The sequence below is a fragment of the Pseudomonas sp. TE21394 genome, assembly GCF_054057835.1.
The window spans coordinates 1,112,418-1,137,324 of the sequence record NZ_JBSRZR010000001.1 but is presented as its reverse complement, the minus strand read 5'-3'; the positions used below and the strand labels follow the sequence as shown (position 1 = coordinate 1,137,324).

The following is a 24,907-nucleotide window of genomic DNA, read 5'->3' as shown; positions in this document are numbered from 1 at the left end:
GCGTCGCACGCCGCCCTGGCGTGCGCACCTGTGTCTGCACGTCTTTTCGGTTTGCAAGGAGTGGTACATGAACATGCGTTTGCTGGCGGGCCTGTTGTTCGCCGTCTCGGTGGTGGGCTTCAGCCTGGGGGCCAGCCTGCCACTGGTGTCGTTGCGCCTGCATGAAGCGGAGGCGAGCACGCTGGAGATCGGCATCCTTTCGGCCATTCCGGCTGCGGGCATGATGCTCTCGGCGTTTCTGGTCGATTTCTGTTGCCGCCATTTCACCCGCCGCACCCTCTATCTGCTGTGCTTCAGCCTGTGCACGGTCAGCATCGCCCTGCTCGAATCGGCGTTCGGTTCCCTCTGGCTGCTGGCGCTGCTACGCCTGGGCCTGGGGCTGGGCATGGGTATCGCCATCATCCTCGGCGAATCATGGGTCAACGAGCTATGCGTGGAACATAACCGCGGCAAGATCATGGCCCTGTACGCTACCAGCTTCACTGGCTTCCAGGTGCTCGGCCCGGCCATGCTGGCCGTGCTGGGCGCCGACAGCCCCTGGATCATCGCCGTGGTCACTGCTTGCTATGGCCTGGCATTGCTGTGCATCGTGCTGACCGTGCCCGACGACCATGTCGAACATGAAGAAGGCGAGAAAAGCTTCGGTCTGGCCGGTTTCTTCCGTGTCGCGCCGGCGTTGTGCGTAGCCGTGCTGTTCTTTTCGTTCTTCGATGCGGTGGTGCTGTCGCTGCTGCCGGTCTATGCCAGCAGCCATGGCTTCGCCGTGGGCGTGGCGGCGCTGATGGTGACAGTGGTGTTTGCTGGCGACATGCTGTTCCAGCTACCGCTGGGCTGGTTGGCCGACCGGGTCGAGCGTACCGGGCTGCACCTGGCCTGCGGGCTGGTGGCGATGGCGATCGGTATCGGCTTGCCCTGGCTGCTGAACCTGACCTGGCTGCTCTGGCCGCTGCTGGTGCTGCTGGGTGCCGTGGCCGGTGGCATCTATACCTTGGCGCTGGTGTTGATCGGGCAGCGCTTCAAGGGTCAGGACCTGGTTACCGCCAACGCCAGCGTGGGCTTGCTGTGGGGCGTCGGCAGCCTGGTCGGGCCGCTGCTGAGCGGCGCAGCGATGGACGTGGCGCCGCATGGTCTGCCAATGGCACTGGCACTGATGGCCGGCTTGTTCGTGTGCTTTGCCCGGCAGTCGTATCGGCGCGCAGGGCGTTTGCGCGCATTGGCCGACTGAGGTTGTTCAGGCCGCGCCGATGCTTACCCAATAGCGCGTGTGGTAATCGACCCGCACCGGCAGGCTGCGGGTGAGCAACTGCAGGATCTGCCCGGTGTCGTTCAGCTGGTAGGTGCCGGAAACAGCCAGCCCGGCAACCTCGGGGGCGCAGCGCAGCAGGCCCGGGCGGTAGCGCGCCAGTTCGGCGATGAACTCGCCCAACGGCATTTGTTGCACGCTGAGTACGCCGTCGGTCCAGCCCCACGGGTCGCTGCGCAGCGTCACCGCCTGGAAGCTGCCGCTGGGCCACACCTGCAAGGTTTCGCCAGGCAGCACCCGGCGTGGCGAAGCAGAGGCGGGGAACAACGTGACAGCGCCCCGACGCACTGCCAGCAACAGGCCATGGTCGTTCTCGCGCAGCAGCAGTTGGCCATCGAGGGTAGTCATTGGGCCGACGCGAGTGTCGATGCGGAATGGGCGGTTGTCGTTGGGGTTGCTGTCCAGGCTCGCCTCGCCGCGCAGCAGTTGCAGCCGGCGTTGCCCAGCCTCGTAATGCAGGTCGATGGCGCTGGCGGTGTTGAGCTGGATGCGGCTGCCGTCGTTGCCTTGCAGTTGGCGGCGTTCGCCGGTGGCGGTACTGCTGTCGGCCAGCAGCTGAGGCAGGCCCAACGGTTCGCGCGCGGCCCAGCCCAGGCTGCCGCCCACGGCCAGCACGGCCAATAGCTTGAGGTGGTCGCGACGGCTGCCGTGCTGCCGCTGGCAGGTATCCAGGGTGCGTCGGCTCAGGTCGTTGGGCAGCCCGGCGAGCTCGTCGCCGAGGCGGCTGACCCGTTGCCAGGCCAGGGGATTATGCGGATGGCTGGCCAACCATTGCTGGAACTGCTGCTCCAGACGCGGACTGGGGCGGTCGAAGCGCAGTTTCACCAGCCAATCGATCGCCTGGTCGACATGCGCCTGCGCGGGCCTGCTGTCAGGCGTCGGCATAGCGCAACCGGTAGCAGGCGCCCAGGGCCTTGGCCAGATCGCGCTCGACCGTGGCCCGCGACACATTCAGCCGTTGGGCAATCCGCACGATGCTCAACCCGTCGAGCTGGGCCAGCAGGAATGCCTGCCGGGCACGCGGTTTGAGCTGATGCAAGGCTTGGTCGAGGCGTGCCAGGGTATCGAGTATGAGCAGTCGATCTTCTTCACTGGGCACGTCGGCTTCCGGCAGGTGCGCCAGGCTTTCCTGGAAGGCCCGTTCCAGCGCGCGGCGGCGAAACTGATCGATCATCAGGCCTCGGGCGATGCTGCTGAGGTAGGCACGCGGCTCCTTCAGTGGCGACACCTGACGCGCCCGCAACAACCGCACGAAGGTATCCTGGGCCAGGTCGGCGGCCTGTTCGCGGCAACCGACCCGGCTGCGCAGCCAGCTGCGAAGCCAGGAATGGTGGGCCTGATAGAGCACAGCGACCTCGGCGGGCTGGAGCATGTCGTTGGTCTGCATCGTAGTGAAGGGCCGGTCCCGTGTGCATGCGATTGTGAATGGTTCTCAATTCTATGCGGGACGATGCCGCTGAGCAACGTTATGCGAGCAATTACCGCGCAAGAACCGGCGTTTGCCCATGGCGCGGCTGCGCTAAGCTGGACCTGCACTCGACCTGATGGAGGTGTCATGATCCTCGCCGACCTTTCGCCTGATGCCTACCGTGAGGCCACCGCCTATCTGGCGGCGCTCGACCCGGACTGGGCACGGCACATCGCTGCGACCGGGCCTTGCCTGCACCAGGCCACGCCGGGTCGTGAACCCTATGAAGTGCTGGTGCGGGCGATTGCCTACCAGCAGTTGCATGCGCGTGCCGCCGAAGCCATTCTCGGGCGGTTGCTGGCACTGTTCCCGGACAACGCGTTCCCGGGGCCGGAGCAATTGTTGGCGGTTGCCCCGGAAACGATGCGCGCCTGCGGTTTTTCGGCAAGCAAGATGGCCACGCTTCAGGGCATCGCCCGGGGCCGGCTGGAGGGCCTGGTGCCGACCCGGGAAGAAGCCATGGCCATGGCCGACGAGGCGTTGGTCGAGCGCCTGGTGGCGCTGCGCGGGGTAGGGCGGTGGACCGTGGAAATGTTGCTGATCTACAGCCTGGCGCGTTCGGATGTACTACCGGTTGACGATTTTGGCGTGCGTGAGGGATACCGCCGGCTGAAGGGGCTGGACAAGGCGCCGACGCCGGCGCAGATGCGCTCGCTGGGGGGCGGCTGGCGGCCGTACCGCACCGTGGCAGCTTGGTACCTGTGGCGGGCCTGAAGCCTTGCAGGGCCTGCACAGGCAACAACTTATCTGGACACTGACCGATGAACCGCTACACCACCCCCGAACAGCGCTGGCAAGCTGTAGAAGCCCGTGACATCAGTGCCAGCGGCCACTTCGTCTACGCCGTGCGCACCACCGGCATCTATTGCCAGCCCGGCTGCAAGTCACGCCTGGCCAAGCGCAGCAATGTCGCGTTCTACGACACCCCGGCCGCTGCCGAAGCGGCCGGTTACCGCGCCTGCAAGCGCTGCACCGCGACCGCCACCCCCACTCGCCACAGCCAGCTGGTCACCCGCGCCTGCCGCCTTATCGAAGCCTGCGACTCCGTGCCCAGCTTGGACCAGCTCAGCACCGAGCTGGCCATCAGCCCGTTCCACCTGCACCGGCTGTTCAAGGCCGAAACCGGCCTCACCCCCAAGGCCTACGCCACGGCTTTCCGCGCCCGGCGCCTGCGTGCGCACCTGGCGGACGGCCAACGCTCGGTCACCGAGGCCATCTACGACGCCGGGTACAACTCCAACAGCCGCTTCTACGAAAGCGCCGAGCAGCGCCTGGGCATGCACCCGCGGCAGTACCGCGCTGGCGGTGCCGGGGCGAGCATTCATTTCGCCCTTGGCCAGTGTTCACTGGGCGCGATCCTGGTGGCCCAGAGCGACAAGGGCATCTGTGCGATCCTGCTGGGCGACGACCCCGAAACCTTGTTGCGCGAGCTGCAGGACCAGTTCCCCAAGGCCCGGCTGATCGGCGGCGATAGCGCCTACGAACAGCTGGTTGCCGAAGTGGTGGGCTTCGTCGAGGCGCCGTCATTGGGCCTGGCCCTGCCGCTGGATGTGCAGGGCACCGCCTTCCAGGAGCGGGTATGGCAGGCTCTGCGCGAGATACCGGCCGGCAGCCGGGTCAGCTACACCGAGATCGCCGAGCGCATCGGTGCGCCCAAGGCGGTACGCGCGGTGGCCATGGCCTGCGCGGCCAACCGCATCGCCGTGGCAATCCCTTGTCATCGGGTGGTGCGCCGCGACGGCGACCTCAGCGGCTACCGCTGGGGAGTGGCGCGCAAAGCGCAACTGCTCAAGCGAGAAACGGCACTCTCCTGATCGCGTGAAGCCGCGTAGAATCCCCCGCCAAATCGAATTGCAAGAGGAATATTCGATGAGGCGTGTCAGCCTTGCCCGTTACTGCCCAGGACTGATGGTCCTGATGGCTTTTCTGCTGCTGGTTGCCAGCCCCGCCTGGTCGGCCCCGGCCACGCCGTTATCCAACCTGGCAGTCGCCGAAGCGCCGGAGCTGGATGAAAACGCCAGCATCGAACAACTGAGCGAGCGCCTGGACCAGATCCGCCAGGGCGTTACCAGTGAAGCCAACGACGATCTACTGTCGCAACTACGTCTGGGCGCCGTACAGGTTCAACGCCAGGCCGATGCGTTGAGTGCCCTGCGCACTGCGGACGTGGAAAAACTCGACGACCAGCTCAAGGTCATCGGCCCGCGCCAGCCGGACGAGGCGGCAGCCCTGACCCAGCAGCGCAAAGAGCTGGAAGCTGAGAAAAAGGCGCTGGTGGCGCAGCAGGACCAGGCCATCAAGCTGACCCAGTCGGCTCGCGACCTGTCCACGCAGATCGTCAACCTGCGCCGCAGCAAGTTCAACTCGCAGATTACCAGTCGCGCGGCGTCGCCACTCAGCCCGGCCTTCTGGCAGAGCATCATTCGTCCTACCCAGGACGATGTGGCGCGCCTGCATGACCTGCGTGCCGAGGCGGCCGACGCCATTGGCAGCGCCTTCAGCGCCGAGCACCGCTGGCTGTTCATCACCAGCCTGGTTGCCGCCATCCTGGTCTGGACCTTGGTGCGCCGCGTATTCGAGCGCCTGTTGGCCAGCGCCATGGTCAACTGGCTGCCCGAAGGCCGCCTGCGTCGCAGTTCGTTGGCGCTTGGCGTCAGCCTGGCGACCCTGGGTACCATCGCCGGGTCGGTCTCGCTGCTGCGCTGGGGGCTGGAGAGCAGCGCCGAACTGGGCTCCGATATCGCCAGCCTGGCCAACCATGTGCTCGCCCTGGTAGTGTTCAGCGCCTTCATCACCGGCCTGGGCCGCGCCATGCTGATGCTGCAGCGCCCGTCCTGGCGCCTGCCGCCGATCCATGACGAAGTGGCCAGCGCGCTGGGCTGGTTCCCCAAGGTCCTGGCGCTGGCGCTGATGGTCATGATGACCATGGAGCGCATCAACAGTGTGATCGGCGCCAGCCTGGCATTGACCGTGGCCGTCAACGGCCTGACCGCGCTGGTGGTGGCGTTCACCTTCGCCGGTGCGCTGCTGCGTTACCGCCGGACCCTGCGCAAGCATGACCTGGAGCGCCCGAAAGGCCTGGCCGGGCTGATTCCGTTCGTGATGGTGATCTGGCTGACGCTGATCCTGCTGGCGCTGCTTGCCGGCTACCTGACGCTCGCCTACTTCCTTACCGGCAAGTTGCTGTGGGTCAGCCTGGTCATCACCTGTGCCTACCTGCTGACCACCTTCTTTGGCGACCTGTGCGAAACCCTGTTGTCGCCGCGCCAGCCTGGCGGCCTGGCGCTGGCCTCGACCTTGGGCCTGGCGCCGCGTCACCAAGCCCAGGCCAGCACCATCCTTGCCGGTATCGGCCGCACCGTGGTGCTGTTCCTGGCGCTGCTACTGGCGCTGATGCCGTCGGGCACCAGCCCCAGCGAGCTGCTGTTGAGCCTGGCTGACTGGGACGGCACCGGCGGCAAGCTGCTCGGCAACCTGAATATCGTGCCCCAGGACATCCTGCTGGCGCTGGTGATTTTCTTTGGTGGCCTGTTCGCCATCCGCGTGGTCAAGCGCTGGCTGAGTGAGCGCCTGCTACCGGAAACCGACATGGACGCCGGCATGCGTGCCTCGTTGGTCACCCTGGTGGGTTACCTGGGCTTCATCTTCCTGGCCATGCTGGTGATGTCGACCTTGCGCATCAACCTCACCAGCCTGACCTGGGTAGTCAGTGCCCTGTCGGTGGGTATCGGTTTCGGCCTGCAGCAGATCGTGCAGAACTTCATCTCCGGCCTGATCCTGCTGACCGAGCGCCCGGTGAAGGTTGGTGACTGGGTCAGCCTGGCCGGTGTCGAAGGCGACATTCGCCGCATCAACGTGCGTGCTACAGAAATCCAGATGTCCGACCGTTCGACGGTGATCGTGCCCAACTCGCAGTTCATTTCCCAGAACGTGCGCAACGTGACCATGGGCAATGCGCTGGGGGTGGTCGGCATCACCCTGACCTTGCCGCTGGAAACCGATGCCAACCGCGTGCGTGAGCTCTTGTTGGCGGCGTACCAGGAGCATGAGGCGATTCTCGACGCACCGGCCACCTCCGTGTCGTTCAAGGATCTGACCAGCAGTGGCATGGTGATCGGCGTGAGTGGTTACGTGGCGGGACCGCGGCAGGTGTCGGGTACCCGCAGCGATCTGCTGTTTACCATCCTTGGGCGCTTGCGTGACGAGGGCATTGCCCTGTCTTCGCCGCAGAGCATGGTACTGCTGCAAGAAAGCGCGCGGTCGGCTGACGCAACGGCGTGAATGCCGAGGGCTGCTGTGCAGCCCATCGCGGCGCAAGGCCGCTCCCACAGGTACTGCACAGCAATCACTGGCGGCGCCGTTCCTGTGGGAGCGAATCGCCGGCAAGCCAGCTCTCCCAGACATAGCGCATGGCTTGAGGCAAATACGGTCGGGGTAGAAAGCAACGGTCTTGCTCAATTTCTAAAAGCTGGCGCGGTCCTGTGGGAGCGGGCTTGCCCGCGAACACGGGCGAAGCCCGTGCCATCCACCGCGGTGTCTTCTTCGCGGGTAAGATCCTGATGCCTGGGGCCGCACCAAGACACAAGCTGGCTTGCCGGCGAATGGGCCGCATGACGGCCCCTTGCGCTATCAGCCCAGGCACCGCGTTACATGCTTGACCGACTGGTACGCCGACAACCCCCACGGCCCGAGCTCGCGGCCGATCCCGCTGCCCTTGGTGCCGCCCCAGGAGGTCTCGACGAACACCGCCTGCACCGAGTTGATCCACACATGGCCAACCTCAAGTGCATCGGCCACCCGCTCGGCGCGCGCCAGGTCGGCAGAGCACACTGTCGCCACCAGCCCGAAACGGCTGTCGTTGGCTTCGGCAATCGCCTGCTCCTCGGTAGCGAAGCGACGTGCGCACAGCACCGGGCCAAAAATCTCCTCGGTCCACAAGCGGCTGTCTTTCGGCACATCGGCATACAACGTCGGGCTGACGAACCAGCCGTCCCGGTCCAGTGCCCGGCCACCGGCCAGGCACTGCAAACCTTCTTCCCGCGCCGTGGCAAAGTAACTGGCCACCTTCAGCCACTGCGCCTGGCTGGTCAGTGGGCCCATGTCGACCTCTTCGCTCAACGGGTTGCCCACCCGCAGGCTTTCCAGGGCCGCCTGCAAGCGTGGCAACAGCGCATCGGCAATGCCTTCCTGCACCAGCAGCCGCGACGTGGCCGAACACATCTGCCCGGCGTTCCAAGTGATGCCGGCGACGATCCATTCCACCGCCTGGTCGGCATCGCAATCATCGAACACCACGATCGCCGACTTGCCGCCCAGCTCCAGCGTCACCGGCCGGCATTGCGTCGCAGCGCTGCGCATCACCTGGCTGCCGACGCTGTTGCTGCCGGTGAAGGACAGCTTGTCCAGGCCAGTGTGGGTGCTCAGCGCGGCACCGGTCTCGGCCTTGCCATTGACGATGTTCAGCACCCCGGCGGGCAGGCCCAGGGCATCGGCGATCTGGCCGTAGGCCTGTTCGACCAGCGGGGTGACTTCCGAGGGCTTGAGCACCACCGTGCAGCCCGCTGCCAAAGCCGGCGCGAGCTTCCAGGCGCTGGTCACCAGGGGGAAGTTCCACGGCACGATCAGGCCGACCACCCCCACCGGCTCCAGGCGGGTTCGCGCAGTGAAACCTGGGGCAGCCAGGGGGACCTCACGGTTTTTCGAGGGCAGTTGCGCGGCCAGCTCGGCATAGTAGTTGAACGTGGCAATGGCATCATCCAGGTCGATTTCCGCCTCGTGGCGTGGCTTGCCGTTGTTGCGCATCTGCACGCTGATCAACGCTTCGCGGCGCTGGCCCAGTTGCTCGGCAAAGCCGCGCAGGTAGCCAGCGCGCTCGCTGGCGCCGGTGGCTTTCCAGGCGGGCAGGGCACCACGGGCGGCAGCCACGGCCTGGTCGACCTGGGCTGCGCTGGCTGCCATCAGTTCGGCGAACGGTTGCCCCAGCGCAGGGTCGTTGACGCTGATGCAGTCGCTACCCTGGCCTTCGACCCAGCGGCCGGCGATATAGTGGGAAGTGGTCATGGTCGGTTTCCAGTCAGGCCATTTCGGCAGTGGTTACCGGCGTATGCGCGGCGCTTTTGCAACGCACCCAACGCGGGCCCTGGGGGCCATACACGCCAGCAGGTTCGGGGAACAGGTTGAGCAGTACCAGGTACAGCACGCCGGCCAGGCCCAAGGTGACCGGCAGGCTCAGGTCGATGCCACCCGCCAGGTCACCCAGTGGGCCGACGAACTGCCCCGGCAGGTTGACAAAGCACAGGCCGACTGCCGCGCTGGGGATCCACGCGCCCATGCCGCGCCAGTTCCAGCCATGCAGGAACCAGTAATGGCCGCCACGCTGGCCGCGGGTGAACACCTGCAGGTCGTCGGCATGGTAGAAGCCGCGGCGGGTGACCAGGCCGAGGATCATGATCACCATCCATGGGCTGGTGCAGGTGATGATCAGCACGGCGAAGGTCGAAACGCTCTGCACCAGGTTGAAGGTGAAGCGGCCGATGAAGATGAAGCCGATCGCCAGCAACCCGATCAGCAGGGTGGCGCCGGCACGGCTGAGCAGGCGCGGGAACACGCTGGACATGTCCAGGCCGGTGCCATACAGCGCGGTGGTGCCGGTGGACATGCCGCCAATCACGGCAATCAGGCACACCGGCAGGAAGAACCAGCTTGGCGCCACTGCCAGCAGGCCACCGACGTAGTTGTTGGCGGTAATATAATCGGGGGCCTGGGTCGCCACCAGCGTGGCCGTGCACAGGCCGAACAGGAACGGGATCAGCGTCGCGGCCTGGGCCGCGATCACCGCCAGCATGATGCGCGCCTTGGGCGTTTCTCGCGGGATGTAGCGCGACCAGTCACCGAGGAACGCGCCGAACGACACCGGGTTGCTCATGGCCAGGATCGCCGCACCGATGAATGCCGCCCAGAAGCCCGCCTGGCCGAGGTTGACGCTGCCGGCGTAACCGGCGTCGAACGGCCCGGCAAAGGCGACGATGCCGAGCAGGAACAGCAGGCTCGAAGCCCACACGGCCACCTTGTTGACCCACAGCATGAAGCGGAAGCCGAAGATGCACACCACCAGCACCAGTACCGCGAACAGGCCGTAGGCCAGGCCCAGGGTGAGGTCGGTTTCCGGCAGGCCGGCCAGGCGCTTGGCACCGCCCACCAGGGCGTCCCCGGAGCTCCATACCGACAGCGAGAAGAACGCCACCGCGGTGAGCAGCGATAGGAACGAGCCGACGATGCGCCCGTGCACGCCAAAATGCGCGCCCGACGACACCGCGTTGTTGGTGCCGTTGAGTGCGCCGAACAGGCCCATTGGTGCAAGGATCAGGGCGCCAACGCCGACGCCAAGCAGGATCGCCCACACCCCGGCCTGGAACGACAGCCCGAACAGTACCGGGAAGCTGCCCAGCACCGCCGTGGCAAAGGTATTGGCACCGCCGAAGATCAGGCGGAACAGGTCCAGCGGGGAAGCGTCGCGTTGATCTTCAGGGATCTGTTCGACGCCGTTGGTCTCGATAGCGGTCGAGTGGCTCATGGTGATGCTCCAGCGCGGTTGTTGTGGGCCGGCGCGGTGCGCGGGCCTTCTTGTGGGTGCGATGGCAGGGCGGCAAGGCCGCAGGAAGAATGAAGATCAGCTCGCAGACACGACCGACAGGTGCTCGTGGCACGCCAGCCATTGTTCACCGTGGCGGCGGAAGACGATGGTCTCGCGTTCGCTCAGCTGGTGCTCTTCGCCGGCACTGCGGATGTGCGTGGCAACGTCATGCATGAAGATCGCCACCTCGCCTTGCAGGCTGATCTGGGCATTGCCTGATTCACAGGCGAGCACGGCAAAGCCCTCGGCCTGCCACTGCGCCCACAGTTCTTCATAGGCACGGCGTGACAGCAGGGGCTGCGGCAAGGTGTGGAACAGGAAGGTGGCGTCTTCGCTGAAGCAGGCGAAATAACGGGCGGTATCGTTGCTGGCGAACGCGGCAACGAGTTCGGCGGCGGCTTGGCGTACCTGGAGTGTCTGGTCCACGGAAGTGGCCTCACGGTTCTTGTGATTATGGTGAAGCGATTCTGGTGGCGCTCGGCGGGCGGAAAAATCGCTATCGGCAAATAATCAGTTCAGGAATTCGTGAAGTGATGGCTGCGTTACCTTTAGCCTCGCGCGCGCAGGGGATTAAGGTGACGCCTGATTCCAACGGGCTGCAGGCAATGAGCGATTACCCACACCACCGTTGACGGTGACGCTGACCGACCCTGAGTCTCCTCGCAGTCCCAAACAGCGGTATCGGCGGGTTGCGAAATAGGTTGCTTGCGCCGCTCCTGGATCCACTTCAGTTATTCATGCGTCGGCGGCTGGCGTGGCGGCGCTGGTCGTTTCGCAAGCCGTGCGCGCAGCGCCCCGTGCTACCGGCCCCGGGCAACCGACTGGCGGTATTCTCTGCGGCTGAACCTTGCCTACGCTGATAGTCCCAACCTGCCGAAGCAAGGAGACCCGTCATGGCCTTCCAATACAAGCGTCTGGACAAGAACAACACCGCTGTGCTGCTGGTCGATCACCAGACCGGCCTGCTCTCGCTGGTGAGGGACATCGACCCCGACCGCTTCAAGAACAATGTGCTGGCCCTGTCAGACCTGGCCAAGTACTTCAAGCTGCCGACCATTCTCACCACCAGTTTCGAAACCGGCCCCAACGGCCCGCTGGTGCCTGAACTGAAGGAACAGTTCCCCGACGCCCCGTACATTGCCCGCCCCGGCAACATCAATGCGTGGGACAACGAGGACTTCGTCAATGCGGTCAAGGCCACCGGCAAGAAGCAGTTGCTGATCGCTGGTGTTGTCACCGAAGTGTGTGTGGCCTTTCCCGCACTGTCGGCGCTGGAGGAGGGCTTCGAGGTGTTCGTCGTCACCGACGCCTCCGGGACCTTCAACGAACTGACCCGTGACTCGGCATGGCGGCGCATGGAGGCAGCCGGGGCGCAGTTGATGACCTGGTTCGGCGTGGCCTGCGAGCTGCATCGCGACTGGCGCAACGACATCGAAGGCCTGGGCACCCTGTTCTCCAACCATATTCCGGACTACCGCAACCTGATGACCAGCTACAACAAGCTGGCCGAGTAAACCCGCCTCGCGGCCACACCGTACCCTGTGGGAGCGGGTAACCCGCTCTTGCAGTCAGCCGAACGCCCACCAGATCAATCGGCTAGGCGCAAAACCTGGGGTCACAACAAGCGAAGCGGCAAATCGCCATGGATCGACCATACTGACTCCTCAACCGCCCCAGGAGCGCGCCATGCCGAAGCCGTCCAGGAATAAAACCACCCTTGAACAACCGGAAAAGCTAAGCAGCAAGGCATACGAGAAGCAACTCAAGCGCCTGCATGTGGAGCTGGTGAAACTGCAGGAGTGGGTGGTGGCCAAGGGCCTGAAGGTCTGCATTGTCTTCGAAGGCCGCGACGGCGCTGGCAAGGGCGGCACCATCAAGGCCATCACCGAGCGCGTCAGCCCGCGGGTCTTCCGGGTGGTGGCGTTGCCGGCACCGACCGAGCGGGAAAAGACCCAGATGTACCTGCAGCGCTATGTCGGTCATCTGCCGGCCGCAGGTGAAGTGGTGATCTTCGATCGCAGCTGGTACAACCGTGCCGGGGTCGAACGGGTGATGGGCTTCTGCTCGAGCGAACAGGCCGACCGCTTTCTCGCTGGCGTACCGCTGTTCGAGAAGGTCATGGTCGAGTCGGGCATCATCCTCATCAAGTACTGGCTGGAGGTCAGCGCCGAAGAGCAGACCCGGCGTCTGCAGGACCGCATCAATGACGGCCGCAAGCTGTGGAAGCTGTCGCCCATGGACCTCAAGTCCTACACCCGCTGGGATGACTACACCCAGGCCCGTGATGAGATGTTTGCCGCGTCGGACAGCGCCTGGGCGCCCTGGTTCATGGCCCACTCCAACGACAAGCGGCGCGCCCGACTGAACATCATCAGCCACATGCTCGGCCGCATCCCCTACAAGGACATCACCCAGGAGCAGACGGTGAAGCTGCCCAAGCGCGGCAAGATCGGCAAGTACAAGGCCGTTGCCTACCCGTTCAAAGTGGTCGAAGAGCGTTTCTGATCCCTCCCTGCGGGGAGCAGCAAGGGTGCAAACCTATGCCACATGACGGCAGCCTGCTACAGGCGACGGTGGTGTTCCTGCTGGCCGTGGTGCTTCTGGTACCGCTGGCTCAGCGTCTGAAAATGGGTGCAGTGCCGGGCTATCTGCTGGCCGGCATCCTCATCGGCCCCTCCGTGCTCGGGCTGCTCGACAACCCCGAGAACGTGGCGCGGTTATCGGAAATGGGCGTGGTCATGCTGTTGTTCGTCATTGGCCTGGAGCTGTCACCACAGCGCCTGTGGACCATGCGCCGGGCGTTGTTTGGCGTTGGTTCGCTGCAGGTCGGGCTGACCGCCGTAGCGCTGGGCATGGTGGCGTATTTCGCGTTCGGCCAGTCGCAGGCCGCCGCCATCGTGCTCGGCCTCGGGTTGGCGTTGTCGTCGACGGCCTTCGGCCTGCAGGTGCTGGCCGAGCGCAAGGACCTTGGCAAGCCACACGGGCGCCTGGCCGTGGCCATCCTGCTGTTCCAGGATATCGCTGCCATTCCATTGATCGCCGTGGTACCGCTGCTCGGTGGCAATGTCAGCACTGCCGATGAAGGCGCCTGGCCGCTGCTGGCGGTGGCGGTAGGCCTTGGCACATTGATCGTCTTTGGCCGCTATCTGTTGAGCCCGGTATTCAAGTGGACGGTCGGCTCCGGCCTGCCGGAGTTGTCGACCGCTACTGCCTTGCTGGTGGTGCTGGGCACGGCCTGGGTGATGGAGCATGTGGGCGTGTCGATGGCCCTGGGAGCCTTTCTCGCCGGCGTGCTGATGGCCGAGTCGCCTTTCCGGCATGAACTGGAGGCCCAGATCGAGCCGCTCAAGGGCCTGCTGCTGGGGCTGTTCTTCGTCGGCGTTGGCATGAGCGCCGACCTGCGACTGCTGTTCGACCTGCCGCTGCTGGTGCTGGGGCTGACGCTGTTACTGGTAGCCATCAAGCTGCCGCTGCTGTATGGCCTGGGGCGTACGGCCGGTGGCCTCGACAAGGCGCAGGCGCTGTGCCTTGGCGTGGTGCTGGCCTCTGGCGGCGAATTTGCCTTCGTGGTGTTCAAGTTGGCGCTGGAGCATCAGGTGCTGGCGCAGCAGGTGCACGACCTATTGGTACTGGCCATCACCCTGTCGATGGCAGTGGTGCCTTTGATAATGCTGGCCCTGGCGCGGCGACTGGCTGACGACAGCCCCGCCCGGGCAAGCCCTGGAACGGGCAAGTGAATCGCGCCACACGGCTTGGCTGAAGTTCGGAGGTGAAGCATGCAAGCGGGTATCAAGCTGGACAGCGGCCTGTCGCGGGGCTTGCTCGATGTGCTCATCAAGGCTGGCCTGATAGCCGCCTTGGTGATGTTTGCCTTCCAGACGTTTCAGCCATTCCTGGAACTGATGCTGTGGTCGGTGATCCTGGCGGTGACCCTGTATCCGCTGTATTGCCGTATCCAGCGCCGCACGGGCCTCAAGGACGGGCTGTCGGCGACCCTGGTCGTGGTGCTGGTACTGGTCGTGCTGCTGGTACCGATCTACCTGGTGGTGATGTCGATCGGCGAATCGGTGGACAGCCTGGTGACCTTGCTCAAGAGCGGCGCCTGGAGCGTGCCGCCACCGCCTGAATCGGTGGCGACCTGGCCAATGATCGGGCCGAAAGTCCATGCCCTGTGGCTGGCGGCTTCGGAAAACATGGCCGGTGTGCTGAACCAGTGGATGCCGCAACTCAAGGGCGCCGGGCGCACGGTGCTGGGGGCTGCTGCCAGTGCCGGGGGCGCGTTCCTGCTGTTCATCGCAGCGATCATCATCTCGGGCATCATCATGGCCTTCGGTGACCGTGGCGAAATCGCCGCGCAGCGCATCGCAATGCGGGTATCGGGCGAGGAGCGCGGCAAGCCGCTGGCCAAACTGTGCACCGCCACCATTCGTGCCGTGGCCCAGGGCGTGATCGGCATTGCCTTCATCCAGATGTTGCTGATCGGTGTCGGCTTCGTTGTCAAAGGGGTGCCAGGTGCCGGGATGCTGGCCATCGTCATTCTCATGCTGGGGATTGCCCAGGCACCAGCCACGCTGATCACCCTGCCGGTGATCATCTATGTCTTCAATGCCGAAGGCTTCACCGTGGCGACCATCGTGTTCGCCATCTACACCTTCGTCGCCGGGCTGGCCGACAACGTGCTCAAGCCGTTGCTGCTGGGGCGCGGGGTGGATGTGCCGATGCCGGTGGTACTGATCGGTGCGCTCGGTGGCATGGTGGTCAAAGGCATCATCGGCTTGTTCATCGGCCCGGTAATCCTTGGTGTCACCTATGTTCTGTTCTGGCAGTGGGTGGCGCTGCAGGTGCCGGAAAACCCCGCCGAGCCGACCGCCTGAAGCAGCGTTCGCCATGCCCGGACGCGCCTGCGGTTGTGCCCTGAGCCTGGTTGCCGTGTTGGCCGGCTGCAGCCAGGTCGGCCCGGATTTCCAGCCGCTGCAGGACCCCTGGCTGCACAAGTGGGATAGTCCCTTGCTGAAGCAGGCCGGCCAGCAGGGCACCGTGCCCGACCTGCGCCAGTGGTGGGCGGTGTTCGCCGACCCGGCACTGGACGCCCTGATTGCCGAGGCCGACGCCAACAACGCCAACCTGCGCGTGGCCGGCCTGCGCATCGTCGAGGCGCGCGCCCAGCTGGCTATCGTGCAGACCGGGCGTTATCCACAGCTGCAGCAACTGCGTGCCCAGAGCCTGTACCTGAAGCAGGACCAGTCCGGCAGCGCCAACGCCCGCGATTCGGTGTTCTGGCAATCCAGCGCAGGCTTCGACATCGGCTGGGAAATCGACTTCTGGGGGCGCTTCAGCCGCGCCATCGAGAGTGCCGATGCTGCCTACTTCGCCTCCCAGGCCAATTATGCCGATGCCATGCTGCTGTTGCGGGCGCAAGTGGCTGACACCTACTTTGCCCTGCGCACTGTCGAGGCGCGGCTGGATATCGCCGAAGAAAACGCCCGGCGTCAGGCGCGCAGCCTGGAAATTACCGAACGGCTGTTCCGCCATGGTGAAAACGACGAACTCGACTGGCAACAGGCGCGTACCCAATACCTGGCCACCCAGGCCACCATCCCCGAGTTCCACAACCAGCTCAATGCCCTGCGCAACGTGCTGTGTGCGCTGCTCGGCCGGCCACCCGGGCCGTTGCCGCAGCTGGACGCAGGCCACGGCCAGTTGCCGTTGCCGGACCGTGCCGTACTGCAGGACGTACCCGCCAACCTGCTGCAGCGCCGCCCGGACATCCGCGCCGCCGAGCAGGCAGTGGCCGCACAATCGGCATTGGTCGGGGTGGCCGAGGCCGATCTGTATCCCCAGCTGAGCCTGCTGGGCAGCATTGCTTGGAGCTTCGTCACGACCAGTCACCTGCCTGACACCTTCGACCTGGCCGCCGGGCCCAGCCTGATCTGGAGCCCGTTCGACTACGGCCGGCGCAAGAACGCCGTGCGTGTGGAGGATGCTCGCTTGCAGCAGCTCATCGAGCGCTACCACCAGGGTGTGCGCGAAGCCGCGCGCGAGGCGGACGATGCCGCCAGCGGGCTGGTGCGCTCGCTGCAGAGCGCGCGCATCCGCGAGCAGGCCTCGCAGGCCGCACAACGCTCGTTTAGCCTGGCCAGCTCGCAATACCGTGAAGGTTTTGCCGACTTCCAGCGCGTGCTCGACGCCCAGCAACTGCTGTTGCAGCAACAGGACGGTTACCTGGTCAGCCGTGGCAATGCCGTGAGCAGCCTGGTGACCCTGTACAAGGCCCTGGGTGGCGGTTGGGACGCCAGCCGCGCGCCGATCGACCCGGCCACGCGCCGGCAGATGCAGCAACGGACCGACTGGGGCGAGCTGCTCGACGAGCCGGCCCCCAGCGCACATGCACAAGGTGAAACGAAATGAGTGACGCTGCGCCGACGCCGCCCCCGGCCGCCCCCGATCGCGGCATGCGCTGGATATTGCTGCTGATTGCCGTGAGCCTGCTCTGGTACCTGCTGGCCGACCGCTTCACGCCCTACACCCAGCAGGCCCGTCTGCAGGCCTATGTGATACCGGTCAGTGCCGAGGTGGCCGGCCAGGTGAAGCGCGTGGCGGTGGGCAACAACCAGGAAGTGCGCCGGGGCGATGTGCTGTTCGAGCTGGACCAGGAGCAGTACCGCATTGCCCTGGCGCGTGCCGAGGCCGACCTGGACGCGGTGCGCCGGCAGATCGGCGCGCACACGGCTGGCATCGATTCGGCACAGGCGGCGCTGGTCGCGGCGCAGGCCAACGAGCGCAAGGCGCGGCAGGACGCCGAACGGCTCAAGCGCCTGATCGATGAAGACCCGGGGACGGTATCGGTGCGCCGCCTGGAAAGCGCCCAGGCCACTCGCGACCAGGCTGTCAGCCAGGTGGCGGCAGCCCGTGCCGAAGTGGAGCGGGCGCGGGAGCAGCAGGGTGGGGCGCAGGATGACAACGCCCAGTTGCGCAGTGCCGCGGCGAATGTGGAAAAGGCCCGCCTGGACCTGGCACGCACGGTGGTGCGTGCCGATGCGAACGGCTTGATCACTGACCTGCGTACCGACGTCGGCCACTATGTCGGCGCCGGCAGCCCGATGCTGACCCTGATCGCCATCCATGACGTGTGGATAACTGCCGACATGACCGAGAACAATCTCGGCCGCCTGCGCCCCGACACTCCGGTGCTGGTGGTGCTCGACGGACTGCCGGGCACGGTATTGAAGGGCCACGTTCGCAGCATCGGCTACGGTGTGAGCGTGGGCCAGAGCACCCCGCCGGGCACGCTGCCGACCGTGCAGAACAGCCGCGAGTGGCTGCGTTCGGCGCAACGCTTCCCGGTCATCGTCGAACTCGAGCGTGACCAGTTGCAGGACAAGAGCGGGCTGCGGGTTGGCGGACAGGCCGAAGTCATGGCCCTGCCCAGCGAAGGTAACCCGTTGAACCTGCTGGCCCGGTTGTTCATGTGGCTGATGAGCTGGCTGTCGTATGCCTATTGAGTTGCGCCGCCTGCGCGCGCTGCGCCTGGCCTGGGGCGTGGCGCTGAGCCTGGCGTTGAGTTTCGGCATCGGCCTGCCAGTGCCGATCCTGGCGCCGGTGTTCGCGGTACTGTTGCTGGCCAAGCGCAGCCAGCCCTTGCCGCTGCGTGCGGCACCGGCCCTGGCATTACTTGTGCTGCTCAGTTGCGGCAGCGGGCTGTTGCTGATTCCGCTGCTGCGCCATGCGCCGGTGAGTGGAGTGTTGCTGGTGGGCGTGGGCGTTTTCCTGACCTTGCGCTACGCCCTGAAGGGCGGCAACGGCTTGCTGGCGAACCTGCTGGTGATCGGCCTGACCATGATCGCTGCCGCCGGTACCAGCGACTTTACCCTGGCCTTGTCGGTGGTCGAAGCAATGGCCAAGGGCATGCTGCTGGCGGTACTGGGCACGGCTTTGGCCCATGTGCTGTTTCCCGAACCAGCCGATGCTCCGGCGCAACCAGCGCCGCCGTTGCTGGGCAGTGAGCAGGTAAGCTGGGTGGCGCTGCGTGCCACGCTGATCGTGATGCCAGCGTTCCTGCTGGCGCTGATCGCCCCGGACCAGTACATGCCGCTGATCATGAAGGCGGTGAGCCTGGGGCAGCAGGCTGGCGAGACCCGCGCGCGGCATGCCAGCCGGGAGCTGATCGGCTCGACCTTGCTGGCCGGCTTGTTGGCGATCCTGATATGGGGGGCGCTGAGCCTGTTCGTGCACCTGTGGATGTTCTTCCTGTGGGTGCTGCTGTTCGCACTTTGGCAAGGGCGGCGGATGTACCAGGCCGTGCCGAACCGGCAGGGCCCGGCCTATTGGCTGAGCTGCCTGATGACCATGCTGATCTTGCTGGGGCAGTCGGTGCAGGACAGTGCCGGTGGGCAGGATGTCTACCGCGCCTTTGCCGTGCGCATGGCGCTGTTTGTGGCGGTGTCGGTGTATGCCAGTGCCATGCTCATCTGGATCGACCGGCTTCGGCTACGGCGTGGCGTTCTTCGCGGGTGAACCCGCTCCCACAGGTATCGTGTCGCCTATGGGATCACGCAATCCTTGTGCGAGCGGGTTTACCCGCGAAGAGGGCAGCCCAGGAAACCCTAGGGCTTCCAGTCAACCCCACTCTCTTCCAGGTAGGCATCCACCGCCGCACCGACAGTGGGATGAAATGCCGACTCCCCCATGTTCTCGAACAACTCGAACTGCCGCATCTTGTCCTTCACCGGGTCCTTCATCTCGGCAAACTGCAGCTCCACCCCGCGCGCCTCCAGCGTCCGGTCCAGCTCGGCGAGCATGTCCGCCGAGGTGACATCAATGCTGGTCACCGGTTCTGCCGCGATCACCAGCCGTTGCACCGGGGTAGGCGATGCGGCCAGCGCCGCCATCACCGTGCTCTGGAACTGCTCGGCATTGGCAAAGAACAACGGCGCATCCCAACGCAGCAGCACCAGCCCCGGGATGCGCCGGGCCTGTGGATAACGCTGCACGTCATGGTACCCGCGGGTGCCATCCACTCGACCCAGCACCGCATGGTGCGGCCGCCAGCCGTCCCACAGGAACTCGATCACCGATATCACCACGGCAATGCCGATACCAGGGATCGCACCGAACACTGCGACCCCGACAAAGCAGGTGATGGACAACCAGAACTCCCACTGTTGCATGCGGAAGATGCGCTTGAGGTCGGCGAACTCGAACAATCCCAGTGCGGCTGCTATCACCACCGCTGCCAGGGCGCTGTTGGGCAGGTATTGCAGCAGGTTGGGCGCTACCAGCAGCAACAGGGTCACCGCCAGCGCACCGATGATGCCGGTGAGCTGCGTCTGCGAGCCGGCCGCTTCGGCCACGGGGGTACGTGACGAACTGCTGCTGATGGGGATGCCCTGGAACAGCCCGGAGGCCAGGTTGGCCATGCCCAGGCCGAACATTTCCTGGTTCGGGTTGACCGGCATCTTCATGCGCGCGGCATAGGAGCGCGACAGCACGCTGGTATCGGCGAAGGACACCAGCGCCACGGCAATGCCGCCCAGTACCACTTCGACCATGTCGATGTCGGAGACCCAGGGGAACACCAAACTGGGCAAGCCTTGGGGCAGTTGGCCGAGCACCTTGACGCCCATCTGCTCAAGGTCGAACAGGCTCACTGCCAGCGTTGCCAGGACCACGGCGATCAGGATCCCTGGCAGGCGCTTGAAGGGTTTGAGCAGCATGATCAGCAACAGGCTGCCGGCACCGACAATGAAACTGGGCCAGTGCCCTTGGCCGGCAAGCAGTGCTTCACCCAGCTGCCAAAGGTCGCGCAGCGGCCCCTGGCTATCGACCTTGATGCCGAACAGCTTGGGCAACTGGCTGATCAATACGGTGAGGGCAATGCCGTTCATGTAGCCATAGCGGATCGGCTTGGACAGCAGTTCGGTGATGAAGCCCAGGCGCAACAGCCCGGCGATCACGCAGAAGGCCCCGGCGACCAGGGCCATCAGGCTGGCGATGGCGATGGCCCGCTGCGGGTCGCTGGCGGCGTACTGCACCACCACCGCCAGGATCGGTGCGGCCAGCGCCGAGTCCGGGCCCAGTACCAGGATGCGGCTGGGGCCGAACAGGGCATAGGCCAGTAGCGGGATGATGGTGGCGTACAAGCCGTAGATGCCTGGTACTCCAGAGGCCTCGGCGTAGGCGATGCCCACCGGTACCAGCATGGTGGTGAGTACCAGGCCGGCGGCGATGTCCTTGGGCAACCAGGCGGGTTGATAGTGGAGCAGGGTGACCAGGCCGGGTAACCAGCGTTGCCAGTCGAAGCGGTGCTTTTCCGCCATGGTGCGCTCCGAGGGAACAGTGCTGAATCACAGCTTAGATGCTGTTTTTTTTGCCTGCTGGCAAACGCTGCCGTGTCGCGACAGCACCAGGCTGCTTCCTGCTTGCCGCCATTTGCCTTTACCTCGGATGGCGCCCGGGCTGTTCAACACCAGCCGAATTTCCAGCGTTGGCTATCCCTGAGTTCTCGCCAGTCGAGCACCTGCTTGCGCTGGCTGTGGACGGCCTCCAGTTCAATCTGCAGAGGCGTACCGTCTTCGTCGCAAATCAGCTCGGTCACCATGAAGTGCTTTTCCCGATTTACAGGCTGACACGCCGTCCACTTGGACGCCCCCAGTTTGCGCGGATTGAATCTGTTCATCTGGTGTGGATCCCCTGATCACCTTCACGTTGAGGTGCGATGACGCTCTCCGCTCGTCCGCGTCCGGGCGGGCAAAGCTGCTGGCGACATTTCATGCTCGAGGCCGGAGCGGCTATTGCTTATTGCTGGCTTTCGGCTAAATTGTACAAAACCTGTACAAGAATTCAATCTTGTACATATTTTATGGTCGTCGCCGTAGCGGTGAGGAGTCCAAATGTCCCATTCGTTAGCTGCAAACTATCGCGAAATTCTGCTCGAAGTAGGCGAAGACCCGCAGCGAGAAGGGCTGTTGGACACTCCCCAACGCGCGGCCAAGGCCATGCAGTACTTGTGCAACGGCTACAAGCTGAATATCGAAGAGGTCATCAACGGAGCGCTGTTCGAGTCCCAGAACGACGAAATGATCGTCGTGCGCGATATCGAGCTTTATTCATTGTGTGAGCACCACATGTTGCCCTTTATCGGCAAGGCTCATGTTGCCTACCTGCCTACTGGCAGGGTGCTGGGGTTGTCGAAGGTCGCGCGCGTGGTCGATGTATTCGCCCGCCGCCTGCAGATTCAGGAAAACCTCACCCGGCAAATTGCCTGTGCCATACAAGACATCACCGATGCGGCAGGGGTGGCTGTGGTCATCGAAGCAAAGCATATGTGCATGATGATGAGAGGTGTGGAAAAGCAGAACTCGGTGATGGTTTCCTCCGTGATGCTGGGTATGTTCCGCGACTCGGCGACCACGCGCCAGGAGTTCCTTCAACTGATTGGCCGAAACAAATGACAGGCGTTCAGATGAGCGGGTCTGGCACGTTATTGCCAAGGCGCTTTGCCATCCTCGGTTATGGCGGCTTGCTGCCGTTCGTTGGCTTGATGCTGCTGGTGGTCTTTTCTCCCGAGTACCGATCATTGTCGGCGATGATGCTGGTGAACTATGGGGCCGTCATTTTGAGTTTCGTCGGCGCCTTGCACTGGGGCTTCGCGATGTCCCTGCCGGAGTTACCCGCCGAGCAGCGTCGCGAACGGCTCATGTGGAGCGTCGTGCCGGCTCTGCTCGGTTGGGTCAGCACTTTGCTGCCTGCTTCCCTGGGTTGTCTGCTGTTGCTTGGCGGTTTTGCTGTTCATTATTGGCAAGATCGAAAGTTGCTGCAGGTCGTGCCAGGCTGGTACCTGCCGATGCGATTGCAGCTGACCACCGTGGCGAGCATTTGCCTGCTGCTGGGCGCGATGGCTTTGGCGAGCGATTTTTGAATCTACGTGCCATCGCGACACCAAGCCATGCCTGCAAAGGGAGCGTTAGCCCCGGGCCTCTAAGCCAGCGTCACCAGTGCCGCGCACTCGACCGGGAAATTGACCGAATTGGCAATGAAGCACTCATGGTGCGCCTCCTCATGCCGGCAACCAGCAGGTCTTCCGGGTCCCAGCGCAGGGGGTTACCGCGAAAAGCCGGGTCGGCCGAACCTTCCAGAGTCGACTTGCCCGGGGCTTCGACACTGAAGTCGCGGGCGTAAGCGGTGTAGCGGGATGTGCCATTGCCATTGTTGCCGGTCCAGGTCACCTGGACCTCGTACTGGTGTTCTTTCATGGTTCTTCCTTGAATCGATCTTTCAACAACGGACAGCGCTGACCAGAGCGCTTTTTAACGGTTGTTGCATGGAGTTGCTCAGCGCTGTGGGCTTCGCTGCCATGCAAGGACCAGATCCTTGGCGCGCATTTTGTCAAAGTGACAACGACAACCTTGAAACCATAGAATATATCGATAGGCGAAACCAAGGACGTTTCTAAAAAATTGTCGATTCTGGGTGCCGCTCAGGTTTCCTTGAACTGTAGGCGGCGCACATTTCGTGCGCCTTTATTGGCGCCATATTCAAACGATGATCCTAGCGAGGGACTGCAATGAAAATGTACGAGCTTTAGCGCTTCTGCCTTTTTTTGTGACGGGTTGTTCGTCAACAGAAATGCAGGGAGCGTTGAACTCGCTCAATGGTGTAGGGCAATCGATCAGTGCCAATCTGAAGCAGGTATCCCCCGCATCGGCTGGCACAACCAGCAAGAACAGCTTGCTGCGTACACCGCTTTACAACGCTTTGCGGCAGAATATCTCTACGGACGGACGCGCACCTGAGTGGCCAAAGGTAGTTATCACGAACCTCGACATTCCGGCCGATCAACGTAGCCTGTCCCGCAGTCTAACTCTCAAGGCAAACGACTGCGTTCATTTCGACGCAGTGCTTTGGCACGATGCCAGACGCTCCGAACATTTCGAGAACCTTTCCCTGTGCGCGCCGGACCTGCCCAAGCAGTCCAACAACTTTGTGTTGACCTGGAAGAGCTTTTCCGTGTCAGGAAAGACGACAGGCCAAGCCCGTACGGATGGACCAACGCCTCCGTACAGCAAGTTGCCCAGTGATGCGGTCATGGACAGTTGGGTGATGAACCAGTTTGGCCTTTACTATGTGGGCTCGATGCTGACACTGGTTGGCTACGACCCCAACTTCAGCGTTGATGATCGACGTTTCTGGATCAAGAACATCAAGTGAGCTAATAGAAACGAAAGAGCCGCGCTATTGCGCGGCTTTTTCGTATCGAGCTGTTTGGGGTGGCTAATTATACGGAATGGAAGGCGTTGGCTCACGCACACGTTGAAGCGCACGAACAAAACAAAACCCCTTGAAGCCATGGGCCTCAAGGGGTTTGTCAGTACTGCAAACTGCCGCTTAGACGTTGAAGCGGAAGTGCATCACGTCGCCATCCTTGACGATGTAATCCTTGCCTTCCAGGCGCCATTTACCGGCTTCCTTGGCACCGCTTTCACCCTTGAACTGGATGAAGTCGTCATAGGCCACCACTTCAGCGCGGATGAAACCCTTTTCGAAGTCGGTGTGGATAACCCCGGCCGCCTGCGGCGCGGTGGCACCGACGCGCACGGTCCAGGCGCGTACTTCCTGCACGCCGGCAGTGAAGTAGGTTTGCAGGTTCAGCAGTTCGTAACCGGCGCGGATCACACGGTTCAGGCCAGGCTCTTCCAGGCCCAGGGCCTCGAGGAACATGTCCTTCTCTTCACCGTCTTCCAGCTCGGCGATTTCTGCTTCGATCTTGTTGCACACCGGTACCACGACCGCGCCTTCTTCCTCGGCGATGGCCTTGACCACGTCCAGGTGCGGGTTGTTCTCGAAGCCGTCTTCGGCCACGTTGGCGATGTACATCACCGGCTTGCTGGTCAGCAGATGGAAGCCGCGAATGACCGCCTTGTCTTCGGCGCTCATGTTCTTCATCAGGCTGCGCGCTGGCTTGCCTTCGGTGAAGTGCGGGATCAGCTGTTCGAGAATGGCCTTCTGCGCCAGGGCGTCCTTGTCGCCGCCCTTGGCGTTACGGGCAACCTTCTGTAGCTGCTTCTCGCAGCTGTCGAGGTCGGCGAAGATCAGCTCGAGGTCGATGATCTCGATGTCACGCTTGGGGTCGACGCTGTTGGAAACGTGGATCACGTTCTCGTCTTCGAAGCAGCGCACCACGTGGGCAATGGCGTCGGTCTCGCGGATGTTGGCGAGGAACTTGTTGCCCAGGCCTTCGCCCTTCGACGCACCGGCCACCAGGCCGGCGATGTCGACGAATTCCATGGTGGTTGGCAGGATGCGGTTGGGCTTGACGATTTCAGCCAGCGCATTCAGACGCGCATCGGGCATCGGCACGATGCCGCTGTTTGGCTCGATGGTGCAGAAAGGGAAGTTCTCCGCCGCGATGCCAGACTTGGTCAGGGCGTTGAACAGGGTGGACTTGCCGACGTTGGGCAGGCCGACGATGCCGCAATTGAAACCCATGGGTATTCCCCTCTCTAAA

General features: G+C 64.0%; 23 protein-coding genes. 14 read left to right on the top strand and 9 right to left on the bottom strand.

Annotated features, from left to right (window positions below; genetic code table 11):
- Positions 1–67: 67 nt before the first annotated feature.
- Complete coding sequence (locus ACVWZT_RS05270) at positions 68–1,225, top strand: MFS transporter (RefSeq protein WP_457468469.1); 1,158 nt, start codon at positions 68–70, stop codon at positions 1,223–1,225.
- A gap of 6 nt (positions 1,226–1,231) precedes the next feature.
- Here the strand turns inward: ACVWZT_RS05270 and ACVWZT_RS05265 are convergent, their stop codons facing one another.
- Both ACVWZT_RS05265 and ACVWZT_RS05260 read right to left on the bottom strand, forming a co-directional pair.
- Complete coding sequence (locus ACVWZT_RS05265) at positions 1,232–2,188, bottom strand: FecR domain-containing protein (RefSeq protein ID WP_457468468.1); 957 nt, start codon at positions 2,186–2,188, stop codon at positions 1,232–1,234.
- Complete coding sequence (locus ACVWZT_RS05260; protein ID WP_296231841.1) at positions 2,175–2,690, bottom strand: sigma-70 family RNA polymerase sigma factor; 516 nt, start codon at positions 2,688–2,690, stop codon at positions 2,175–2,177. The genes ACVWZT_RS05265 and ACVWZT_RS05260 overlap by 14 nt, the downstream gene beginning before the upstream one ends.
- Positions 2,691–2,858: 168 nt before the next feature.
- Between ACVWZT_RS05260 and ACVWZT_RS05255 the strand changes: the two genes are divergently transcribed.
- From ACVWZT_RS05255 to ACVWZT_RS05245, 3 genes are read left to right on the top strand one after another with little or no spacing between them, the layout of a single operon-like run.
- On the top strand, positions 2,859–3,485 hold the full coding sequence (locus tag ACVWZT_RS05255; protein ID WP_457468467.1) for a DNA-3-methyladenine glycosylase family protein: 627 nt from the start codon (positions 2,859–2,861) through the stop codon (positions 3,483–3,485).
- 47 nt (positions 3,486–3,532) lie between these two features.
- Positions 3,533–4,585 (top strand): bifunctional DNA-binding transcriptional regulator/O6-methylguanine-DNA methyltransferase Ada, encoded by a 1,053-nt coding sequence (ada, locus tag ACVWZT_RS05250; RefSeq protein ID WP_457468466.1) that lies wholly within the window; start codon positions 3,533–3,535, stop codon positions 4,583–4,585.
- Between the two features lie 55 nt (positions 4,586–4,640).
- Positions 4,641–7,052, top strand: coding sequence for a DUF3772 domain-containing protein (locus ACVWZT_RS05245; protein WP_457468464.1), 2,412 nt, complete (start codon positions 4,641–4,643; stop codon positions 7,050–7,052).
- 348 nt (positions 7,053–7,400) lie between these two features.
- Here the strand turns inward: ACVWZT_RS05245 and ACVWZT_RS05240 are convergent, their stop codons facing one another.
- From ACVWZT_RS05240 to ACVWZT_RS05230, 3 genes are all read right to left on the bottom strand, one after another.
- Complete coding sequence (locus tag ACVWZT_RS05240) at positions 7,401–8,831, bottom strand: aldehyde dehydrogenase family protein (RefSeq protein ID WP_296231835.1); 1,431 nt, start codon at positions 8,829–8,831, stop codon at positions 7,401–7,403.
- Positions 8,832–8,844: 13 nt separating this feature from the next.
- Complete coding sequence (locus ACVWZT_RS05235) at positions 8,845–10,344, bottom strand: purine-cytosine permease family protein (protein WP_457468463.1); 1,500 nt, start codon at positions 10,342–10,344, stop codon at positions 8,845–8,847.
- 96 nt (positions 10,345–10,440) lie between these two features.
- Positions 10,441–10,830 (bottom strand): YybH family protein, encoded by a 390-nt coding sequence (locus tag ACVWZT_RS05230; protein ID WP_457468461.1) that lies wholly within the window; start codon positions 10,828–10,830, stop codon positions 10,441–10,443.
- Positions 10,831–11,297: 467 nt separating this feature from the next.
- On the opposite strand from ACVWZT_RS05230, the gene ycaC reads away from it, so the two are divergent.
- The 7 genes from ycaC to ACVWZT_RS05195 all read left to right on the top strand — a co-directional run bounded on the left by ycaC (position 11,298) and on the right by ACVWZT_RS05195 (position 18,918).
- Complete coding sequence (gene ycaC, locus ACVWZT_RS05225) at positions 11,298–11,918, top strand: isochorismate family cysteine hydrolase YcaC (RefSeq protein WP_296231831.1); 621 nt, start codon at positions 11,298–11,300, stop codon at positions 11,916–11,918.
- A gap of 172 nt (positions 11,919–12,090) precedes the next feature.
- A complete protein-coding gene (gene ppk2 / locus ACVWZT_RS05220) occupies positions 12,091–12,909 on the top strand; it encodes a polyphosphate kinase 2 (RefSeq protein ID WP_296231830.1) in 819 nt (272 codons plus the stop codon).
- Between the two features lie 35 nt (positions 12,910–12,944).
- Positions 12,945–14,141 carry a monovalent cation:proton antiporter-2 (CPA2) family protein gene (locus ACVWZT_RS05215; RefSeq protein WP_457468459.1) on the top strand — a complete coding sequence of 399 codons (1,197 nt, stop codon included), beginning with the start codon at positions 12,945–12,947 and terminating at the stop codon, positions 14,139–14,141.
- Between the two features lie 39 nt (positions 14,142–14,180).
- Positions 14,181–15,278: an AI-2E family transporter gene (locus ACVWZT_RS05210; protein WP_457468457.1), complete on the top strand. Its 1,098-nt coding sequence runs from the start codon at positions 14,181–14,183 to the stop codon at positions 15,276–15,278.
- Between the two features lie 13 nt (positions 15,279–15,291).
- The gene (locus ACVWZT_RS05205; RefSeq protein ID WP_457468456.1) at positions 15,292–16,812 is read left to right on the top strand and encodes an efflux transporter outer membrane subunit; all 1,521 of its coding nucleotides are present in this window, start codon (positions 15,292–15,294) and stop codon (positions 16,810–16,812) included.
- Positions 16,809–17,906, top strand: a complete 1,098-nt coding sequence (locus tag ACVWZT_RS05200) for an HlyD family secretion protein (RefSeq protein WP_457468454.1) — start codon at positions 16,809–16,811, stop codon at positions 17,904–17,906. The genes ACVWZT_RS05205 and ACVWZT_RS05200 overlap by 4 nt, the downstream gene beginning before the upstream one ends.
- Positions 17,896–18,918 carry a DUF2955 domain-containing protein gene (locus ACVWZT_RS05195; protein WP_457468452.1) on the top strand — a complete coding sequence of 341 codons (1,023 nt, stop codon included), beginning with the start codon at positions 17,896–17,898 and terminating at the stop codon, positions 18,916–18,918. The genes ACVWZT_RS05200 and ACVWZT_RS05195 overlap by 11 nt, the downstream gene beginning before the upstream one ends.
- Positions 18,919–19,007: 89 nt before the next feature.
- Here ACVWZT_RS05195 and ACVWZT_RS05190 read toward each other — a convergent pair whose 3' ends face one another.
- Together ACVWZT_RS05190 and ACVWZT_RS05185 are read right to left on the bottom strand one after the other, a co-directional pair.
- Positions 19,008–20,720 (bottom strand): SulP family inorganic anion transporter, encoded by a 1,713-nt coding sequence (locus ACVWZT_RS05190; RefSeq protein WP_457468451.1) that lies wholly within the window; start codon positions 20,718–20,720, stop codon positions 19,008–19,010.
- Between the two features lie 143 nt (positions 20,721–20,863).
- Complete coding sequence (locus ACVWZT_RS05185; protein ID WP_457468449.1) at positions 20,864–21,079, bottom strand: TIGR02450 family Trp-rich protein; 216 nt, start codon at positions 21,077–21,079, stop codon at positions 20,864–20,866.
- Between the two features lie 214 nt (positions 21,080–21,293).
- Between ACVWZT_RS05185 and folE the strand changes: the two genes are divergently transcribed.
- Both folE and ACVWZT_RS05175 read left to right on the top strand, forming a co-directional pair.
- A complete protein-coding gene (folE, locus tag ACVWZT_RS05180; protein ID WP_457468447.1) occupies positions 21,294–21,854 on the top strand; it encodes a GTP cyclohydrolase I FolE in 561 nt (186 codons plus the stop codon).
- 11 nt (positions 21,855–21,865) lie between these two features.
- The gene (locus ACVWZT_RS05175; protein ID WP_457468446.1) at positions 21,866–22,321 is read left to right on the top strand and encodes a DUF3429 domain-containing protein; all 456 of its coding nucleotides are present in this window, start codon (positions 21,866–21,868) and stop codon (positions 22,319–22,321) included.
- Between the two features lie 70 nt (positions 22,322–22,391).
- Here ACVWZT_RS05175 and ACVWZT_RS05170 read toward each other — a convergent pair whose 3' ends face one another.
- The gene (locus ACVWZT_RS05170; RefSeq protein WP_457468445.1) at positions 22,392–22,655 is read right to left on the bottom strand and encodes an OsmC family protein; all 264 of its coding nucleotides are present in this window, start codon (positions 22,653–22,655) and stop codon (positions 22,392–22,394) included.
- Positions 22,656–22,914: 259 nt separating this feature from the next.
- Here ACVWZT_RS05170 and ACVWZT_RS05165 point away from each other — a divergent pair, with 259 nt between their 5' ends.
- Entirely contained in the window at positions 22,915–23,610 is a 696-nt protein-coding gene (locus ACVWZT_RS05165; protein ID WP_457468444.1) for a hypothetical protein, read from the top strand.
- Between the two features lie 177 nt (positions 23,611–23,787).
- On the opposite strand, the gene ychF is transcribed toward ACVWZT_RS05165, so the two are convergent.
- Positions 23,788–24,888, bottom strand: a complete 1,101-nt coding sequence (gene ychF, locus ACVWZT_RS05160) for a redox-regulated ATPase YchF (RefSeq protein WP_170028247.1) — start codon at positions 24,886–24,888, stop codon at positions 23,788–23,790.
- Positions 24,889–24,907 lie beyond the last annotated feature (19 nt).

Excerpts from the sequence above, each read along its gene's own strand:
- ACVWZT_RS05240 (WP_296231835.1), bottom strand. The coding sequence starts at position 8,831 with ATGACCACTTCCCACTATATCGCCGGCCGCTGGGTCGAAGGCCAGGGT.
- folE (WP_457468447.1), top strand. The coding sequence starts at position 21,294 with ATGTCCCATTCGTTAGCTGCAAACTATCGCGAAATTCTGCTCGAAGTA.
- ada (WP_457468466.1), top strand. The coding sequence starts at position 3,533 with ATGAACCGCTACACCACCCCCGAACAGCGCTGGCAAGCTGTAGAAGCC.
- ACVWZT_RS05210 (WP_457468457.1), top strand. The coding sequence starts at position 14,181 with ATGCAAGCGGGTATCAAGCTGGACAGCGGCCTGTCGCGGGGCTTGCTC.
- ppk2 (WP_296231830.1), top strand. The coding sequence starts at position 12,091 with ATGCCGAAGCCGTCCAGGAATAAAACCACCCTTGAACAACCGGAAAAG.
- ACVWZT_RS05205 (WP_457468456.1), top strand. The coding sequence starts at position 15,292 with ATGCCCGGACGCGCCTGCGGTTGTGCCCTGAGCCTGGTTGCCGTGTTG.
- ACVWZT_RS05265 (WP_457468468.1), bottom strand. The coding sequence starts at position 2,188 with ATGCCGACGCCTGACAGCAGGCCCGCGCAGGCGCATGTCGACCAGGCG.
- ACVWZT_RS05270 (WP_457468469.1), top strand. The coding sequence starts at position 68 with ATGAACATGCGTTTGCTGGCGGGCCTGTTGTTCGCCGTCTCGGTGGTG.
- ACVWZT_RS05255 (WP_457468467.1), top strand. The coding sequence starts at position 2,859 with ATGATCCTCGCCGACCTTTCGCCTGATGCCTACCGTGAGGCCACCGCC.
- ACVWZT_RS05235 (WP_457468463.1), bottom strand. The coding sequence starts at position 10,344 with ATGAGCCACTCGACCGCTATCGAGACCAACGGCGTCGAACAGATCCCT.
- ACVWZT_RS05215 (WP_457468459.1), top strand. The coding sequence starts at position 12,945 with ATGCCACATGACGGCAGCCTGCTACAGGCGACGGTGGTGTTCCTGCTG.
- ACVWZT_RS05200 (WP_457468454.1), top strand. The coding sequence starts at position 16,809 with ATGAGTGACGCTGCGCCGACGCCGCCCCCGGCCGCCCCCGATCGCGGC.
- ycaC (WP_296231831.1), top strand. The coding sequence starts at position 11,298 with ATGGCCTTCCAATACAAGCGTCTGGACAAGAACAACACCGCTGTGCTG.
- ACVWZT_RS05195 (WP_457468452.1), top strand. The coding sequence starts at position 17,896 with ATGCCTATTGAGTTGCGCCGCCTGCGCGCGCTGCGCCTGGCCTGGGGC.
- ACVWZT_RS05190 (WP_457468451.1), bottom strand. The coding sequence starts at position 20,720 with ATGGCGGAAAAGCACCGCTTCGACTGGCAACGCTGGTTACCCGGCCTG.
- ACVWZT_RS05170 (WP_457468445.1), bottom strand. The coding sequence starts at position 22,655 with ATGAAAGAACACCAGTACGAGGTCCAGGTGACCTGGACCGGCAACAAT.
- ACVWZT_RS05175 (WP_457468446.1), top strand. The coding sequence starts at position 21,866 with ATGAGCGGGTCTGGCACGTTATTGCCAAGGCGCTTTGCCATCCTCGGT.
- ychF (WP_170028247.1), bottom strand. The coding sequence starts at position 24,888 with ATGGGTTTCAATTGCGGCATCGTCGGCCTGCCCAACGTCGGCAAGTCC.
- ACVWZT_RS05245 (WP_457468464.1), top strand. The coding sequence starts at position 4,641 with ATGAGGCGTGTCAGCCTTGCCCGTTACTGCCCAGGACTGATGGTCCTG.
- ACVWZT_RS05260 (WP_296231841.1), bottom strand. The coding sequence starts at position 2,690 with ATGCAGACCAACGACATGCTCCAGCCCGCCGAGGTCGCTGTGCTCTAT.
- ACVWZT_RS05185 (WP_457468449.1), bottom strand. The coding sequence starts at position 21,079 with ATGAACAGATTCAATCCGCGCAAACTGGGGGCGTCCAAGTGGACGGCG.